At 62.1% G+C, this 16,819-nt stretch carries 14 protein-coding genes; all 14 read right to left on the bottom strand.

The window, feature by feature from the left end; genetic code table 11:
- Positions 1-75: 75 nt before the first annotated feature.
- The 14 genes from rsmG to BG61_RS25290 all read right to left on the bottom strand — a co-directional run bounded on the left by rsmG (position 76) and on the right by BG61_RS25290 (position 16,677).
- On the bottom strand, positions 76-747 hold the full coding sequence (gene rsmG, locus BG61_RS25350) for a 16S rRNA (guanine(527)-N(7))-methyltransferase RsmG (protein ID WP_035937293.1): 672 nt from the start codon (positions 745-747) through the stop codon (positions 76-78).
- Between the two features lie 17 nt (positions 748-764).
- Positions 765-2,738 (bottom strand): tRNA uridine-5-carboxymethylaminomethyl(34) synthesis enzyme MnmG, encoded by a 1,974-nt coding sequence (mnmG, locus tag BG61_RS25345; RefSeq protein WP_035937264.1) that lies wholly within the window; start codon positions 2,736-2,738, stop codon positions 765-767.
- 157 nt (positions 2,739-2,895) lie between these two features.
- Positions 2,896-3,660 carry an ABC transporter ATP-binding protein gene (locus BG61_RS25340; protein WP_035937266.1) on the bottom strand — a complete coding sequence of 255 codons (765 nt, stop codon included), beginning with the start codon at positions 3,658-3,660 and terminating at the stop codon, positions 2,896-2,898.
- A 1-nt stretch (position 3,661) separates the two neighbouring features.
- Positions 3,662-5,446: a branched-chain amino acid ABC transporter ATP-binding protein/permease gene (locus BG61_RS25335; protein ID WP_051672782.1), complete on the bottom strand. Its 1,785-nt coding sequence runs from the start codon at positions 5,444-5,446 to the stop codon at positions 3,662-3,664.
- 4 nt (positions 5,447-5,450) lie between these two features.
- Positions 5,451-6,506 carry a branched-chain amino acid ABC transporter permease gene (locus tag BG61_RS25330; protein WP_035937271.1) on the bottom strand — a complete coding sequence of 352 codons (1,056 nt, stop codon included), beginning with the start codon at positions 6,504-6,506 and terminating at the stop codon, positions 5,451-5,453.
- Positions 6,507-6,666: 160 nt separating this feature from the next.
- Complete coding sequence (locus BG61_RS25325) at positions 6,667-7,839, bottom strand: ABC transporter substrate-binding protein (protein WP_035937273.1); 1,173 nt, start codon at positions 7,837-7,839, stop codon at positions 6,667-6,669.
- 276 nt (positions 7,840-8,115) lie between these two features.
- Positions 8,116-9,282, bottom strand: coding sequence for an ABC transporter substrate-binding protein (locus BG61_RS25320; protein ID WP_035937276.1), 1,167 nt, complete (start codon positions 9,280-9,282; stop codon positions 8,116-8,118).
- Positions 9,283-9,382: 100 nt separating this feature from the next.
- On the bottom strand, positions 9,383-9,580 hold the full coding sequence (locus tag BG61_RS42140; protein ID WP_129572253.1) for a hypothetical protein: 198 nt from the start codon (positions 9,578-9,580) through the stop codon (positions 9,383-9,385).
- 210 nt (positions 9,581-9,790) lie between these two features.
- Positions 9,791-10,762 carry a branched-chain amino acid ABC transporter permease gene (locus BG61_RS25315; RefSeq protein ID WP_035937296.1) on the bottom strand — a complete coding sequence of 324 codons (972 nt, stop codon included), beginning with the start codon at positions 10,760-10,762 and terminating at the stop codon, positions 9,791-9,793.
- Positions 10,762-11,646 carry a branched-chain amino acid ABC transporter permease gene (locus BG61_RS25310; protein WP_035937278.1) on the bottom strand — a complete coding sequence of 295 codons (885 nt, stop codon included), beginning with the start codon at positions 11,644-11,646 and terminating at the stop codon, positions 10,762-10,764. Before BG61_RS25310 ends, BG61_RS25315 begins: the two co-directional genes overlap by 1 nt.
- Before the next feature lie 96 nt (positions 11,647-11,742).
- Positions 11,743-12,960: an ABC transporter substrate-binding protein gene (locus tag BG61_RS25305; protein ID WP_035937281.1), complete on the bottom strand. Its 1,218-nt coding sequence runs from the start codon at positions 12,958-12,960 to the stop codon at positions 11,743-11,745.
- Positions 12,961-13,048: 88 nt separating this feature from the next.
- Positions 13,049-13,810 (bottom strand): ABC transporter ATP-binding protein, encoded by a 762-nt coding sequence (locus BG61_RS25300; protein WP_035937284.1) that lies wholly within the window; start codon positions 13,808-13,810, stop codon positions 13,049-13,051.
- On the bottom strand, positions 13,807-14,586 hold the full coding sequence (locus BG61_RS25295) for an ABC transporter ATP-binding protein (RefSeq protein ID WP_035937298.1): 780 nt from the start codon (positions 14,584-14,586) through the stop codon (positions 13,807-13,809). The genes BG61_RS25300 and BG61_RS25295 overlap by 4 nt, the downstream gene beginning before the upstream one ends.
- A 414-nt stretch (positions 14,587-15,000) precedes the next feature.
- Positions 15,001-16,677, bottom strand: a complete 1,677-nt coding sequence (locus BG61_RS25290) for a GMC family oxidoreductase (RefSeq protein ID WP_035937287.1) — start codon at positions 16,675-16,677, stop codon at positions 15,001-15,003.
- Between the last annotated feature and the right edge of the window lie 142 nt (positions 16,678-16,819).

Here is a 16,819-nt window from a genome sequence, read left to right as displayed (position 1 = left end):
TCCTCGTTTCTTCGCTGTCAGAAGCTCAGCGGTATTTCAGGCGTGCGTTAAGTGTTTTGATAACTTTTGCGGCGGTCATTCCGTAGTGACTGCAATTTCGATCAGATGTCGTTCGGCGTCCAGCATCGGCACGTGAAGCCGCTCTACGCCGAGCACCGACGCGCCCGCAGGCAGACGCGAGATTTCGGCGTCGGGGCGGATGCCCTTCATCGCCCAGATGCGGCCGTTATCGGCGACCAGATGACGCGCAAGTGTAACGAAATCGGAGAGCTCTGCGAACGCGCGCGACACGATTACTTCGAATTTCCCTGGCACCTCGATTCCCGGCCTCAGATTTTCGACTCGCCCCGTGACCACGGAGAGATTGCTCAGACCCAATTGGACCTTGGCTTGCGACTGAAAAGCGGTTTTCTTGTGGACGATGTCGTTCAGCGTGACTTGCCATTCGGGCAGCGCAATCGCCATGACGATGCCGGGAAGCCCGCCGCCAGAGCCGACATCCAATGCGGCCGACGGCCCCCGCTTCGCGAGTGCCGGAACGATCGCGAGGGAATCGAGGATGTGCTGGATCAGCATCTGGCGCGGATCGCGGATTGCCGTCAGGTTATAGACGGCGTTCCATTTCGCGAGCAAGGAAAGATAGTCGAGCAGCTTGCCGCGCTGCGCGTCCGATAGCGCAACATCGAGCTCGGCCGCGCCCTTTTCCAGCAGCGTGCCGAGCGACTCCTGGTCGTTGGTGCCGGCCAAGCCGGCCGAACGGCCCGTCACTGAACGGCCGGCTTGCTGGCGCCGCCGGACTCGCTGCCGTTGTTATTCGAGACTGCGTTGCCGCGACGGCCCAGGCCGCGCTTCAGATGGACCATCAGCAAGGAAATTGCCGCCGGCGTAATGCCCGAAATTCGCGATGCCTGTCCGATGGTTTCGGGGCGGTGCTGTGTCAGCTTTTGCCTCGCCTCGAATGAAAGGCCCCTGACTTCCGCGTAGTCGATGCCTTCCGGCAGTCGCGTGTTTTCCTGCGACCCGTTCCGTTCGATTTCTCCCGCTTGGCGATCGATGTAGCCCTGGTATTTCACGCCGATCTCGATTTGCTCCTTGATTTGCGCAAGCAGGACGGGGTCGTCAGCGAGCGCCGTCTCGGGGCCGCAACTGCCTTCGCGCAATGCGCAAATTTCTTCGTACGATATGCCCGGCCGGCGCAGCAACTCCGCCAGACTGTATTCGTGATCGATGGGCTTTCCAAGCAAAGCAATCGCTTCAGCGGCAGGCAACGTTTTTGGATTCACCCACGTCGTCCGAAGGCGCTCTGTTTCACGTGAAACAGCGTCGCGCTTCCGACTGAAGGAATCCCAGCGAATATCGTCGACCACGCCAAGCTTTCGGCCGATTTCCGTAAGTCGCATATCCGCGTTGTCCTCGCGCAGCGACAGCCGATACTCGGCGCGACTGGTGAACATTCGGTACGGTTCCGATACGCCCCGAGTCACCAGATCATCGACCAGCACGCCCAGATAGGCCTCATCACGACGTGGCGTCCACGGCTCCTTCCCTTGCGCCTGCAACCCGGCGTTGATACCCGCAAGCAGGCCTTGTGCCGCGGCTTCCTCGTAGCCGGTCGTTCCATTGATCTGGCCGGCGAAGAACAGCCCATTGATCGCTTTCGTCTCCAGCGACGCCTTCAACGCTCTGGGGTCGAAATAATCGTACTCGATCGCGTACCCAGGCCGAAGAATGTGCGCGTGCTCAAGACCGACCATCGAACGAACGAGCTCCAATTGCACATCGAAGGGCAAACTGGTCGAAATTCCGTTCGGATAAAACTCGTTTGTCGTGAGGCCTTCGGGTTCCAGAAAGATCTGATGCGCGTCCTTCGAAGCAAATCGGTGGATTTTGTCTTCAATCGACGGGCAATACCTCGGCCCCACCCCCTCGATAACGCCGGTGTACATCGGCGACCGGTCCAGCCCGGAGCGAATGATGTCGTGAGTGCGGACGTTGGTATGCGTCACCCAGCATGGCACCTGGCGCGGATGCTGCTCCACGCGCCCGAGAAAGGAAAACACCGGGATCGGGTCAAGATCGCCTGGTTGTTCTTGGAGCCTGGAATAATCGATCGTACGACCATCGATTCGCGGCGGCGTGCCGGTCTTCAGACGCCCTTGCGGCAGCTTCAACTCCTTGAGGCGTGCGGAGAGTGAAACGGCAGCCGGATCGCCAGCGCGGCCGCCCGTATAGTTGTTCAGCCCGACGTGAATCTTGCCATCGAGGAACGTGCCTGCCGTCAGTACGACGGTCCGCGCCCGAAATTGGACTCCGACTTGCGTCACGGCGCCCGCCACGCGATCACCTTCGACGATCAAATCGTCCACGGCCTGCTGGAACAGCCAAAGATTCGGCTGATTTTCCAGCCGGTGGCGGATTGCCTGCTTGTACAGCAGACGATCGGCCTGTGCGCGCGTCGCTCGTACCGCGGGCCCCTTCGATGAATTCAGGATGCGGAACTGAATCCCGCCTTCGTCCGTTGCCGCAGCCATGGCGCCGCCCAAGGCATCCACTTCCTTGACGAGATGGCCCTTGCCGATGCCTCCGATCGACGGATTGCAGCTCATCTGGCCAAGCGTCTCAATATTGTGCGTCAGCAGCAGGGTCTTACAGCCCATGCGAGCCGAAGCAAGCGCGGCTTCCGTGCCAGCGTGCCCGCCGCCAACGACGATCACATCAAATTCAGTCGGATAAAGCATTGGAGATTTCGCGCAGGACAGCGCGAACCTTGAAGGAGAATTGCAGAATTATATAGCCTTCGCTTTTGAGCCGAACTTCGTCCGAATGGCGGAGGACAAAAAAATGGCGTGTTTCACGTGAAACACGCCATTTATCGACTACAGAAACCCGTCTCGACTAGGCGACTTTCTTCGCCAGGCCGAGATACGTCTCGATGACTTTTGGATCGTGCGCCAATTCGTCGGCTGCACCTTCCAGCGCAAACTCGCCAGTTTCGAGGACGTATCCATAGTCCGAAATCTGGAGCGCAGCCCGCGCGTTCTGCTCGATAAGCAGTGTCGCTACGCCCGTCTGGCGCAACGCGCTAATGATGTGGAAGATCTCCTTCACGATCAGTGGCGCCAGTCCAAGGCTCGGTTCATCCAGCATCAGCAACTGCGGCTTGCCCATCAACGCGCGTCCGACCGCCAGCATTTGCCGCTCACCCCCGGACAATGTGCCCGCGGCCTGCTTGCGACGCTCCTTCAATCGTGGAAAGAGTTCAAACACATGGTCGAGTTGATCGAGAAAATTTCGCTCGCCTGCGCGCTTGCGGCGATACGCACCAAGCACGAGGTTGTCCTCCACGGTCATGCTGGCGAAAAGCTCCCGCTTTTCAGGCACCAGGCACATTCCACGTGAAACACGCCGCTCGATTGCGAGCGATGAGATATCGTCGCCGAGGTATTGCACGACGCCCTTCGCATGCCCCGTAGAAGGAAGCGCGCCCATGATCGCGTTCAGCAGCGTCGACTTGCCCGCGCCATTCGGACCGATAACCGACACGATCTGCCCAGCCCCGACGGTCAGCTTCCCATCGTGCAGCGCCTCGACCTTCCCGTAGCGCACCGACAAGGCGCTTACCTGAAGGATCGGCTCGACAGTATTAAGTGATTGACTCATATCATTCCACCCCACCTAGATACGCCTCCAGAACCGCCGGATCCTTCTGCACCTCTTCGGGCAGCCCTTCTGCGATCCGGGTGCCGAATTCCATGACGACGAGCCGATCAGTCAAATTCATCACGAAGTCCATGTCGTGCTCGACCAGCAGAACGCTCATCCCTTCAGCCTTTAGCTTCCGCAGCAACTCCGCGAGCTGCTGCTTCTCCTGATATCGAAGGCCTGCGGCCGGCTCGTCAAGGAGCAGCAGTGTCGGATCGCAGCAAAGCGCCCGCGCGATTTCGAGAATCCGTTGCTGTCCGAGCGCCAGGCTGCCGGCTTCATCGTAGAGATGCTTCTCCAGCCCGACGCGAGCGATCTGGCGCGCAGCTTCTGCCATCAGCCGTGCTTCTTCGGCGGCGTTCAGCTTCGCGATACTGCGCCACACGCCGGTGTGCCCGCGCAGGTGCGCGCCGATTGCCACGTTTTCCAGCACCGTCATGCCGGGAAGCAGCTTGACGTGCTGGAACGTGCGGCCGATCCCGCGTTTGACGATCTCACGCGACGTCAGCGTATCGATGCGTTCACCGTGGAAAGTGATCGACCCGCTCGTCGCCTGGAGAACGCCCGTGACGAGGTTGAACGTCGTCGATTTACCGGCGCCGTTCGGCCCGATCAAACCGATGATCTCGCCCGCCTTCACCTCGAAACTGACGTCGTTTACCGCGACAAGACCGCCGAACTGCTTGCGCGCCTTGTCGACGATCAGCAGTCGCTCCCCCGGCGCCGGTTTGCTGCGCTGCGGCAACGCTTCCGCGTGATCCGGCACGCGGGCGCGCGGCCCTTGCGGGAAAATCCGCGACACGAACGGCCAGACCCCCTGCCTCGCGTATTGCAGCAAGAGCACCATCAACACGCCGAACACGATGATTTCGAAGTTGCCGTTCTCGCCGAGCAGCTTCGGCAGCAGAGTCTGAAGGTAGTCCTGCAGCACGGTGAGAATCGTCGCGCCCAGCACCGCACCCCAGACGTGCGAGATCCCGCCGACTACCGCCATGAACAGGAATTCGATGCCGTGGTTCAGGCCAAAAGGAGTCGGGTTCACCGCGCGCTGCAAATGCGCGTAGAGAAATCCGGAAATCGCCGCCAGCACCGCGGCATAGACGAAAATCACGACGCGCATCCAGGCCGTATTGACGCCCATCGCCTCGGCCATCGTGCCGCCACCGCGCAGCGCGCGAATCGCCCGGCCGGGCCTGCTATTAAGCAGATTCTGAACAGAAACCACCGCCAGCAGCACCACGACCCAGATCAGGTAGTAGATGCTGCGACCCGACTCCAGCTGCCAACCGAACACGTTCAGCACCGGGATGCCGTTGATGCCGTCGTACTTGCCCAGCAGTTCGAGATTGCCGAACAGGAAGAACAGCGACAGCCCCCACGCGATCGTTCCGAGCGGCAGAAAGTGGCCGGAAAGGCGCATCGTGATCATGCCGAGCAGCAGCGCGATCAGCGCGGTGAGCGCGACGCCGACGATCAACGCAAGCCACGGCGAAACGCCGAATCGCGTGGTGAGGTAGGCCGTGGTGTAGGCACCCACGCCGACGAATGCCGCCTGCCCGAAGCTCGTCATCCCGCCGATACCCGTCAGCAGCACCAGCCCGATCGCCACGATCGAATACAAGCCGATGTAGTTGAGCAGCGTGACCCAGTACTCGGGAATGCGGATCGGCGGCGGAAGCACGGGAAGCGCGAACACGACGAGCAGGAACACCCAGAAGAACTTGTTTTGAATCAGGATTTTCATCGCATCACTCCTCGTCTTCATCCGAATGCGGGCTCGCGAGACTCCGCCACAACAACACCGGAATGATCAGCGTGAAGACGATGACCTCTTTGTACGCACTCGCCCAGAACGACGAATACGATTCGAGCAGCCCGACCAGCAGCGACCCCGCCGCCGCGAGCGGATAGCTCACCAGGCCGCCGACGATCGCGCCCACGAAACCCTTCAGTCCAATCAGGAAGCCCGAGTCGTAGTAGATCGTCGTGATGGGTGCGATCAGCACGCCGCACAGGGCGCCCAGGCCCGCCGCCAGCGTGAACGCAAGGCGTCCCGCCTGCGTCGTGCCGATGCCGACCAGACGCGCGCCCAGCCGGTTGACTGAAGTGGCCCGCAGCGCCTTGCCGGAAATCGAGCGGTCGAAGTAGAAATACAGCGCCACGATCAGCACGGCGGCGGTTCCGACCACCCAGAGGCTCTGGCCCGAAACCGATACGTTGCCGAACGAGAACGTCGCGTCGGAGAAGGCATTCGTGCGCGAGCCTTCCGCGCCGAACATCACGAGTCCGAGGCCGACCATCGCAAAATGCACTGCCACCGCCACGATCAGCAGCAGCAGCGTGCTCGCCTCGGCGATCGGCTCATACGCAAGCCGGTACACGAACGGCCCCATCGGCACGACGATCAGGAGCGTCAGCGCGATCTGCACGATCATCGGCAGCGTCTGCATGAATACGCCTTGCGTCAGCGCATAGACGGCGATCGGGAACAGCAGATATTTGCCCGCGTGCGCGACAAGCGTGCGCGCGATCTGGCGATATCGCGACGGATGCCTGACGATGCTGGCAAGTTCGGCGACGAAACAGCCCAGACCCATCGCCAGCAGCAGGTAGCAGGTGGCGGGAAACTTCTGCGTCTGGAGCGCAGCGAGCGTGAGCGCGCCATACGCGACGAACTCGCCCTGCGGAATGAAAATGACGCGTGTCACGGAGAACACGAGCACCAGCGCGAGCGCGAGCAACGCGTAGATCGCGCCCGTGGTGATCCCGTCCTGCGCGAGAATCGCCGCAATCGATAGGTCCATACTTCCTCTTTAGGGCTTCTTGATTCAGGAGGGCCGCCGGGTCAGCCCGCGAACATGGTGAAAGCGGCGCGCCGATCCCCCGACGCACCGCCCTACCCTTCAAAACCCGGAAAAACAGAAATCGCCGACGCGCCAGATGAACAGCGCGCGAAAAAACGACTTAGTCGTTCAACAGCTTCCACTTGCCATCGACGATCTGCACCATCACGCGCGCGCGCTGGTCGAAACCATTGTGATCCGCCGGCGTGGTGTTCATGATGCCGTGCGAGACCGGCAGATCCTTCAGGTTTTCCAGCGCGGAGCGCAGCGCCTCGCGGAATGCTTCCGTACCCGGCTGCCCCTTCTTGAGCGCCTCGGGAATCGCGCGCTGGAGCATCTGGCCGGCATCCCAGGCGTGGCCGCCGAACGTCGAGAGCGAGCCTGCGCCGTACGCCTTCTCATAGGCGTTCTTGTACGCCGCCGACGACTTCTTCACCGGATTGCCGTCCGGCAGCTGATCCGTCACGAGCACGGGGCCCGCGGGCAGCAGTTCGCCTTCGCAGTCCTTGCCGCACACGCGCAGGAAGTCGTTATTCGCGACGCCGTGCGTCTGATAGACCTTGCCCTTGTATCCGCGCTCCTTCAGCACCTTCGCCGGCAGCGCCGACGGCGTGCCCGCGCCCGCGATCAGCACGGCATCCGGGTTTGCGCCCATCGTCTTCAGCACCTGGCCGGTCACCGAGGTGTCGGTGCGGTTATAGCGTTCGTTCGTGACGATCTTCAGCTTGTGCGCAGCCGCGGCCGCGCTGAACACGTTGTACCAGCCATCGCCGTAGGCATCCGCGAAGCCGATGAAGCCGACCGTCTTCACGCCATGCTTTTCCATGTAGCTCGCGATCGCATCGGCCATCAGCGCGTCGTTCTGCGGCGTCTTGAAAACCCACGCCTTCTTGGCGTCCATCGGCGAGATGATCGCCGCCGATGCCGCCATCGAGATCATCGGCGTCTTGCCCGACGACGCGGCGTCGATCATCGCGAGCGAGTTCGGCGTGACCGTCGAGCCGATGATCGCGTCGACGTGATCCTCGTCGATCAGCTTGCGCGTGTTCTGCACGGCACGGCTCGTATCGGAGCCGTCGTCGAGCACGATGTACTCGACCGACTTTCCGCCGATTTCCTTCGGCAGCAGCGCGATCGTGTTTTTCTCGGGAATGCCAAGCGATGCGGCCGGCCCGGTCGCCGACAGCGTGACGCCGATCTTCACCTGCGCGAACGCGGTGGCCGCGCCGCACATCGCGGTACCCGCGAAGGCCAGCGCGACGCCGGCTTTGATCCATTGCTTTGTGTTTTTCATTGACTGTCTCCAAACGCGACTTGCTATCGCGCACCCCGACGGTGCGCTGCTGCGAGTAGTTATCGATGTGTCCTGCCCTTACTGCCGCCACAATCTATGTAGCGCGCCAACACGTGCCTAGCCTCGTTTTCCCTGACCGGCGCGCGCCGGCCGGCGGCCTCTTCCCTCACCTGCTGCCCGCATCTCGTAACGGCTTCGTGCGAGCTCTTCACGCAAAAAAAAGCGCGTCTGAAGCAACGCGCCTTTTCCCGGAATCAGTTCATATGCTTCCCGGCTTCAGTTGCTGACGAGCTTCCACTTGCCCCCGACAATCTCGACCATCACACGGGCGCGCTGGTCGAGACCGGAGTGATCGTTCACGCTCATGTTGAAGATGCCGTGCGACGCGGGAAGATCCTTCGTGCTTTCGATCGCCGCGCGCAGCGCCTCGCGAAACGCCGGCGTGCCGGGCTCGCCCTTCTTGAGCGCGACCGGAATCGCGCGCTGCAGGATGAGGCCCGCGTCCCAGGCATGGCCGCCGAACGTCGACACCGAACCCGCGCCGTACGTGCCTTCATACGCCTTCTTGTACGTGAGCGCGGCCTTCTTGACCGGATTCGAGTCCGGCAGCTGGTCCGCGACCAGGAGCGGCCCCGCCGGCAGGAACGTGCCTTCGCAATCCTTGCCGCACACGCGCAGGAAGTCGTTGTTCGCGACACCGTGCGTCTGATAGATCTTGCCCTTGTAGCCCCGCTCCTTCAGTGTCTTCTGCGGCAGCGCGGCAGGTGTGCCCGCGCCCGCGATCAACACCGCGTCGGCGTTCTGCGACATCATCTTGAGCACCTGGCCCGTCACCGAAGCGTCGTTGCGCGCGAAGCGCTCGTTCGCCACGATCTTGATCTTCGCGATATCGGCGGCCTTGCTGAATTCCTTGAACCAGCTCTCGCCGTACGCATCGCTGAAGCCGATGAACGCCACCGACTTCACGCCGTGGTTCGACATGTGCTGCGCGATCGCGGTCGCCATCAGGATGTCGTTCTGCGGCGTCTTGAACACCCACGCGCGCTTCGCATCCATCGGTTCGACGATCGAGGCCGCGGCGGCCATCGAGATCATCGGCGTGGACGTCTCGGCCGCAATGTCGATCATTGCCAGCGAATTCGGCACGACGGTCGAACCGATCAGCGCATCGACGTGATCCTCGCTCGTGAGCTTGCGCGTGTTCTTCACGGCCTGCGTGGAATCGGTCGCGTCGTCGAGCACGATGTACTGCACTTTCTGGCCCGCGATTTCCTTGGGCAACAACGCAATGGTGTTCTTCTCCGGAATGCCGAGCGACGCGGCGGGACCGGTCGCCGAAACAGTCACTCCCACTTTCACATCCGCCAAAGCCTGCGTACTAAACCATGCCGACGTGCCCATAGCGACGAGAGCCGCCGCGATCCAGCGCAATGCCAACTTCATTCGTTTTTGCCCCGTGATTATTCGTCTGATTACTGAAGGGATTCGGGATTTTAATCACCGACCAACCGGTCGGTGAATGGCGAGTGTAGCGGCGTGAGCCTCACGGAGCAAGCATTTTGAAGGGTTTGCAGCCGTGAAAATGAAGGGCCTGAATGACCGCTAAAATCGCGTGGAAATAATAAGGGAAAACACGAATGAATCGACATGAAAATTCGTCGACGTATTGAATGGCAAAAGCTGATGGGCAAATAAAAAAAGCGCTGTTGGAATCATCCAACAGCGCTTTTCGGTCGGGCACTTTGTGCCTCGTTGTCTCCTCGTTCTCCACCTCAAAATTCGGTGCAGCAGAACTAGGACGGATCTTAAATTGCGCAGCGCATCACGACAACCTAGCATTTACCCTAGTGGTGCATGAAAGCACCTTAAAGGGGCGGGATTTTATCGGCGCGATACTAAATAAAACGCCCGCCGTTCAATGCCGTTCATTCGGATCGCCAAACAAATCGACTCATCCCTGCAACGGGCGCACCCGCGCGATGATCTCACCCACAATGCCGCGGCGGAACGCGAGCACGCACGCAATGAAGATCACGCCGGTCACGATCGTCACTGATTCGCCGAGCGAATTGAACCAGTCGACGCCCGTGATCGACGCGATTGCGGTACCGATATCGCCGAGCCGGTTCTCGAGCGCGATGATGATCGCGGCACCGAGGAGCGGCCCGAACATCGTGCTCATGCCGCCGACGAGCGTCATCAGCACGACGAGGCCCGACATGGTCCAGTAGGCGTCGCCGAGCGTCTCGAAACCGAGCACGACCACCTTCATCGATCCCGCCAGCCCCGCCAGCCCCGCCGACAAAATGAACGCGAGCAGCTTGAAGCGCGCCGTATCGTATCCGAGCGAGATCGCGCGCGGTTCGTTCTCCTTGATCGCGATCAGCACCTGCCCGAACGGCGAGTGCACGATCCGCACGATCAACGCGAACGCGAGCAGCATCACGACGAGCACGACGTAATACAGCGTGAGGTCCGGCCCCAGGTCGATCAGGCCGAAAAGCTTGCCGCGCGGCACGCCTTGCAGGCCGTCCTCGCCGTGCGTGAAGGGCGCCTGGAGGAACACGAAGTAGACCATCTGCGCGAGCGCGAGCGTGATCATCGCGAAGTAGATGCCCTGGCGCCGGATCGCGAACAGCCCGACGACCAGGCCCAGCACCGTCGCCGCCGCCGTGCCCGCCAGCACGCCGACTTCCGGCGTGAAGCCGAGCGTCTGGATCACGTAGCCCGTCGTGTAGCCCGCGCTCGCAAGAAACATCGCGTGACCGAAGGAGAGCAGGCCCGTATATCCGATCAGCAGGTTGAACGCCGCCGCGAAGAGCGCGAAGCACAGCACCTTCATCATGAACACCGGATACACGCCCGCGAACGGCGCCAGAATCAGGCCGATCAGCAACAACGCATAAAGCGCTTTTCTCTGCATCATTTTTCCTTGCCGAAGAGTCCTGCCGGGCGCACCAGCAAGACGAGCGCCATGATGACGAAGACAACCGTCGCGGAGGCTTCCGGATAGAACACGCGGGTCAGGCCTTCGATCACCCCGAGCATCAGGCCGGTGAGGATCGAGCCCATGATCGAACCCATGCCGCCGATCACGACGACCGCGAACACGGTGATGATCATCGACTGTCCCATCAGCGGCGACACCTGGATCACAGGCGCGGCCAGCACGCCGGCGAACGCCGCGAGCGCGACGCCGAAGCCGTAAGTGAGCGTGACCATCAGCGGCACGTTGATGCCGAACGCCTCGACGAGCTTCGGGTTCTCCGTGCCCGCGCGCAGGTAAGCACCGAGCCGCGTCTTCTCGATCACGAACCACGTCACGAAGCAGACGATGAGCGATGCCACCACCACCCACGCGCGATAGTTCGGCAGGAACATGAAGCCGAGATCGGTCGCGCCGGAAAGCATCGCGGGTACGTCGTAGGGCTGGCCGGAAGAACCGTAGACCGAGCGGAACACGCCCTCGATCACGAGCGTGAGGCCGAACGTGAGCAGCAGCCCGTAGAGGTGATCGAGCTTGTAGAGCCAGCGCAGCATCGAGCGTTCGATCACGACGCCGAACACGCCCACGATCAGCGGCGCGAGCACGAGCATCGCCCAGTACGGTACGTTGAAATACGAAAAGCCCATCCATGCGAGCATCGCGCCCAGCATGAACAACGCGCCGTGCGCGAAGTTGATCACGTTGAGCAAGCCGAAGATCACCGCGAGCCCAAGGCTCAGGATCGCGTAGAACGAGCCGTTGACCAGTCCGAGCAGCAACTGGCTCATCATCGCGGCGAGCGGAATGCCGAAAATTTCCATTGAATCTGCCGTCAGTGTGGTTTTGGCGCAGCGACGGCGGCAAGCCGCTGTCGCCAGCCGCGTGCCGCCCCCACGTGCTCTTGCACTACCTAACGCTTACTTCCACAGCGCGCAGCGCGACTCGGCCTTCGTGCCGAACGCCTGATCGCCCGGAATCGTCGCGACGATCTTGTAGTAGTCCCACGGCTCCTTCGACTCGGACGGCTTCTTCACTTCCATCAGGTACATGTCGTGAATCATGCTGCCATCCTGACGGATGTAGCCCTTCGCATAGAAGTCGTCGATCTTCATCTTGCGCAGCTGCGCCATCACCTTGTCGGTGTCCGTCGAGCCGACGGCCTGCACCGCCTTCAGGTACGTCGTGACAGCCGAGTAGTCGGCGGCCTGCAGGCTCGACGGCATCTTCTTCATCTTGCCGAAGTAGCGCTGCGCCCACTTGCGCGTGGCGTCGTCCTTGTTCCAGTACCAGCTGTCGGTGGCGACGAGCCCCTGAGTCGTTTCCAGACCCAGGCTGTGGATGTCGTTGATGAAGATGAGGAGCGCCGCGATCTTCATCGACTTCGTGACGCCGAACTCCTTCGCCGCCTTGATCGAGTTGATCGTGTCGCCGCCCGCGTTGGCAAGACCGAGCACCTGCGCCTTCGAGCCCTGCGCCTGCAAGAGGAACGACGAGAAGTCCGACGCCGAGAGCGGATGCCGTACCTGGCCGAGCACCTGGCCGCCGTTCGCCTTCACCACGTCTGCCGTATTCTTTTCCAGCGCCTTGCCGAACGCGTAGTCGGCGGTGAGGAAGTACCAGGTCTTGCCGCCCTGCTTCGTCACGGCGGAACCCGTGCCCTTCGCGAGCGCCATCGTGTCGTAGGCGTAGTGGACGGTGTACGGCGTGCACTGCTCGTTCGTCAGGTTGTCCGCGCCCGCGCCGATGTTGATGTAGACCTTCTTCTTCTCCGCCGCGACCTGCGCGGTGGACAGCGCCGTTGCCGAGTTCGTGCCGCCGACGATCATGTCCACGCCGTCACGGTCGATCCATTCACGCGCACGCGACGCGGCGATGTCCGCCTTGTTCTGGTGATCCGCGTAGACGAGTTCGATTGGCTTGCCGTTGACCTTGCCGCCGAAGTCCGCGATCGCCATGCGGATCGCTTCGAGGCCGCCGGGGCCGTCGATGTCGGCGTAGAGACCCGACAGGTCGGTGACGAAACCGATCTTCACCGCATTCTCGGCAGCGCTTGCGCTTCCGGAGGTGAGACCAACGCTCGCCGCCGCAGCCGCAAAGCAAAGGTAAGAAAGGCGCGCGAGAGTCTTCTTCTTCATTCCAGTCTCCATGGGTTATGGTTGTTGCTTGTGCGCACTGTGCGTGCATGTCCCTGGCGCATGCCGCGCCGCGACGAACCTTGAAAGATCACACCCCGAGCAGTTCGTGCAGCACCGGCATTTTCGCTTCGAGTTCCCCTGCGTTGAAATGCTCGACGATCATCCCGTGCTCCATCACATAGAAGCGATCGGCGAGCGGCGCCGCGAAGCGAAAATTCTGTTCGACCATGACGATCGTGTAACCGCGTGACTTCAGCATCAGGATCATGCGCGCGAGCGTCTGGACGATCACCGGCGCAAGCCCTTCGGAAATCTCGTCGAGCAGCAGCAGGTTCGCGCCGGTGCGCAGGATGCGCGCGACCGCGAGCATCTGCTGTTCGCCGCCCGAAAGCCGCGTGCCCTGGCTGTTGCGGCGTTCCGCGAGGTTCGGGAACATCGAATAGATCTCGTCGATCGACATTCCGTCCTTCGCGCTGCCGACGAGCGGCGGCAGCATGAGGTTCTCCTCGCAGGAGAGGCTCGAAAAGATGCCTCGCTCTTCCGGGCAGTAACCGATGCCGCAATGCGCGATCTTGTGCGTCGCCATGCCGACGGTCTCGCGCCCGCCCACGCGGATCGAACCGGTGCGGCGCCCCGTCAGCCCCATGATCGCGCGCAGCGTGGTCGTGCGGCCCGCGCCGTTGCGTCCGAGCAGCGTAACGACTTCGCCGCGGTTCACCTTGAGATCGACGCCATGCAGGATGTGCGATTCCCCGTACCATGCCTGCAGCCCGCTGATTTCGAGCGCGGGCTCGTTGCTCGATGCGCCGCGCGCGTCGAGCGGGCGGCGTTCCTCGACGATCGTGCTCATGCGTGCGCTCCGGTGAGCGCCGCGTCGGCGCTGCCCATGTAGGCTTCCATCACGAGCGGATTCTTCGAGACTTCCGCATAGCTGCCTTCGGCCAGCACCTCGCCGCGCTGAAGCACGGTGATGGTGTCGGAGATGCCCGCGATCACGTTCATGTTGTGTTCGACCATCAGGATCGTGCGTCCCGCCGACACTTTCTTGATCAGCGCGGTCACGCGGTCCACGTCCTCGTGGCCCATGCCCTGGGTCGGTTCGTCGAGCAGCATGAGCTCGGGTTCCATCGAAAGCGTCGTGGCGATTTCGAGCGCGCGCTTGCGTCCGTATGACAACTCGACCGTCTTCGTATCGGCGAAATCGGTGAGGCCCACTTGCGTCAGCAGGTCCATCGCGCGGTCGTTGAGCGCGTCGAGCGAACGTTCGCTGCGCCAGAAATGAAACGACGTGCCGAGCTGGCGCTGTAAGCCGATACGCACGTTCTGCAACACCGTCAGATGCGGAAAGACAGCGGAAATCTGAAACGAGCGGATCACGCCGCGCCGTGCGATGTGCGCGGGACGTTCGCGCGTGATGTCGGTGCCGTTGAAGACGATCTGTCCCGCCGTGGGTTCGAGAAATTTGGTAAGCAGGTTGAAGCACGTGGTCTTGCCCGCGCCGTTCGGCCCGATCAGTGCGTGAATGGCGCCGCGGCGAACGCGCAGGTTCACGCCGTTCACGGCAGTGAAGCCCTTGAATTCCTTCGTGAGGCCGCGCGTTTCCAGAATCGTGTCGCCGAGAATCATGTCCCCTTCCATGCGAAGTGAGGCGCTAAGCAATATGCTCGCCCGCGCGTTGTTTTCATTTGTTCGCGCGTGCCCGAACATGCGTCATATCCGGACTTGCTGGTCTGTTCTTCCGTCATTCGCGACGCTCTTGCGCGCTGCACTAAACCGTACGCGTGATAATCCGAGCATCACTCGACCCGACGCCATTGTCGCGCCAATGATGCAGCGCAATCATCGGGATTTGCACTTAGTGAGCACGAGCGGGGGCGGCGCCGGTCAATCCTTCTGCGATGCACGCGTTCAGGGCATGAAGGTTGCTGCCTCAATCCCATCGCAGCACACAGCGACACACGTGCACGCCCATGCAAAAGCCGGGCGAGGCGCATAAGCGCCGCCTGGCCAGCAGGGCCCACCGCATCGGTCATCAGGACGTCATGCGAGCGCGGTAGCGATCACTTCCTGTGTTTCCACGCTGCGCCGGTCCTCGCGAATCATGTCGCTCGCACGTTCCGCAATCATCAGCGTCGGCGAATTGGTGTTGCCCGACGTAATGAGCGGCATGACCGAAGCATCGACCACGCGCAGCCCGCGCAGGCCGATCACGCGCAGGCGGCTGTCCACGACCGCGGCCGGATCGTTATCCGTGCCCATGCGGCATGTTCCGACCGGATGGAAAATGGTCGTGCCGATGTTGCCCGCGGCCTCGGCAAGCTGCTCGTCGGTCTGGAATGCGATGCCCGGCAGAATCTCTTCCGGTGCATATCGTGCGAGCGCGGGGGCCGCGACGATCCGCCGCGTCAGCCGCAGCGCGTTCGCGGCGACTTCGCGGTCCCGGTCCGCGGAAAGATAGTTCGGTGCGATGAGCGGCGCCGCGTGCGCATCGGGCGACGCAATATGCACGCTGCCGCGCGAACTCGGCCGCAGGTTGCATACCGACGCAGTGAACGCATTGAACGTATGCAGCGGCTCGCCGAAGCGATCGAGAGAAAGCGGCTGCACGTGATACTCGACATCCGGCCGCGTAATCGACTTGTCGTGCGGATTCGACTTCGCGAACGCGCCCAGCTGAGACGGCGCCATCGACATCGGACCACTTCGCATCAGCGCGTACTGCAGCCCGATGAAAAGCTTGCCCCACCAGTGCGCGGACAGCGTGTTGAGCGTGCGAACGCCATTGACCTTGTAGGCCATGCGCAATTGCAGATGGTCCTGCAGGTTTTCGCCGACGCCGCGCAAGTCCCGCACCACGTCGATGCCGAGCCTTTGCAGGCGCGCGCCGTTGCCGACCCCGGAGAGTTCGAGCAGTTGCGGCGAATTGACCGCACCCGCGCTGAGAATGACTTCGCAGCGCGCCTTCGCGACGTAGTCGACTTCCGCGCCGCGATACTCGACACCCACGCAGCGCTTGCCTTCGAACACGAGGCGCTGCGTGTGCGCGCCGGTAATCGTCGTGAGATTGGGGCGCTTCATCGCCGCGCGAAGAAAAGCCTTCGACGCGTTCCAGCGGATGCCGCTCTTCTGGTTGACGTCGAAATAGCCTACGCCGGTGTTGTCGCCGCGATTGAAATCGTCGGTTGCGGGGATGCCGGTTTGCTGTGCGGCTTGCGAGAAGGTTTCGAGAATCTTCCACTTCAGACGCTGCTTCTCGACACGCCATTCGCCGCCCGCGCCATGCCATGTATTCGAGCCGCCGTGGTAGTCCTCGCTGCGCCGGAACACCGGCAGCACCGAGTCCCACGACCAGTTCGGATCGCCGGTGACATGCGCCCAGTCGTCGTAGTCCTCACGCTGGCCGCGCATGTAGATCATGCCGTTGATCGACGAGCAGCCGCCCAGCACACGGCCGCGCGGATACGACAGCGCGCGCCCGTTCAGGCCGGGCTCGGCCTGCGTCTTGTAGAGCCAGTCGGTGCGTGGATTGCCGATGCAGTAGAGATATCCGACCGGCACGTGAATCCAGTGATAGTCGTCCTTGCCGCCCGCTTCCAGCAGCAGGACGGTGACGTCCGGGTCCTCGGTCAGGCGATTCGCGAGCACGCAACCCGCCGTGCCGGCGCCGACGATGATGTAGTCGAACTCGCCCTCGAGCCTGCGCGCGTTCTGTTTCACCCTTGTCTCCTTGACGAGCCGCCATGCACGGCATGCGTTCAGGGTTGTGCCCTCCGCCGCTACGCAAGCGAAGGGCTCGTTCCTTTACTTCGCCAGCGCTGACTTCCCCGGCTTGTTACTTCGCCACCGGCATCGTGAACTC

It is taken from the genome of Caballeronia glathei (genome assembly GCF_000698595.1).
Lineage (GTDB): Bacteria > Pseudomonadota > Gammaproteobacteria > Burkholderiales > Burkholderiaceae > Caballeronia > Caballeronia glathei.
This window is presented reverse-complemented; position numbering and strand designations above follow the sequence as displayed.

What these genes read in the sequence shown, in the direction of transcription:
- mnmG (WP_035937264.1), bottom strand. Translation starts at nt 2,738, where the DNA reads ATGCTTTATCCGACTGAATTTGATGTGATCGTCGTTGGCGGCGGGCAC.
- BG61_RS25340 (WP_035937266.1), bottom strand. Translation starts at nt 3,660, where the DNA reads ATGAGTCAATCACTTAATACTGTCGAGCCGATCCTTCAGGTAAGCGCC.
- BG61_RS25335 (WP_051672782.1), bottom strand. Translation starts at nt 5,446, where the DNA reads ATGAAAATCCTGATTCAAAACAAGTTCTTCTGGGTGTTCCTGCTCGTC.
- BG61_RS25330 (WP_035937271.1), bottom strand. Translation starts at nt 6,506, where the DNA reads ATGGACCTATCGATTGCGGCGATTCTCGCGCAGGACGGGATCACCACG.
- BG61_RS25325 (WP_035937273.1), bottom strand. Translation starts at nt 7,839, where the DNA reads ATGAAAAACACAAAGCAATGGATCAAAGCCGGCGTCGCGCTGGCCTTC.
- BG61_RS25320 (WP_035937276.1), bottom strand. Translation starts at nt 9,282, where the DNA reads ATGAAGTTGGCATTGCGCTGGATCGCGGCGGCTCTCGTCGCTATGGGC.
- BG61_RS25315 (WP_035937296.1), bottom strand. Translation starts at nt 10,762, where the DNA reads ATGCAGAGAAAAGCGCTTTATGCGTTGTTGCTGATCGGCCTGATTCTG.
- BG61_RS25310 (WP_035937278.1), bottom strand. Translation starts at nt 11,646, where the DNA reads ATGGAAATTTTCGGCATTCCGCTCGCCGCGATGATGAGCCAGTTGCTG.
- BG61_RS25305 (WP_035937281.1), bottom strand. Translation starts at nt 12,960, where the DNA reads ATGAAGAAGAAGACTCTCGCGCGCCTTTCTTACCTTTGCTTTGCGGCT.
- BG61_RS25300 (WP_035937284.1), bottom strand. Translation starts at nt 13,810, where the DNA reads ATGAGCACGATCGTCGAGGAACGCCGCCCGCTCGACGCGCGCGGCGCA.
- BG61_RS25295 (WP_035937298.1), bottom strand. Translation starts at nt 14,586, where the DNA reads ATGATTCTCGGCGACACGATTCTGGAAACGCGCGGCCTCACGAAGGAA.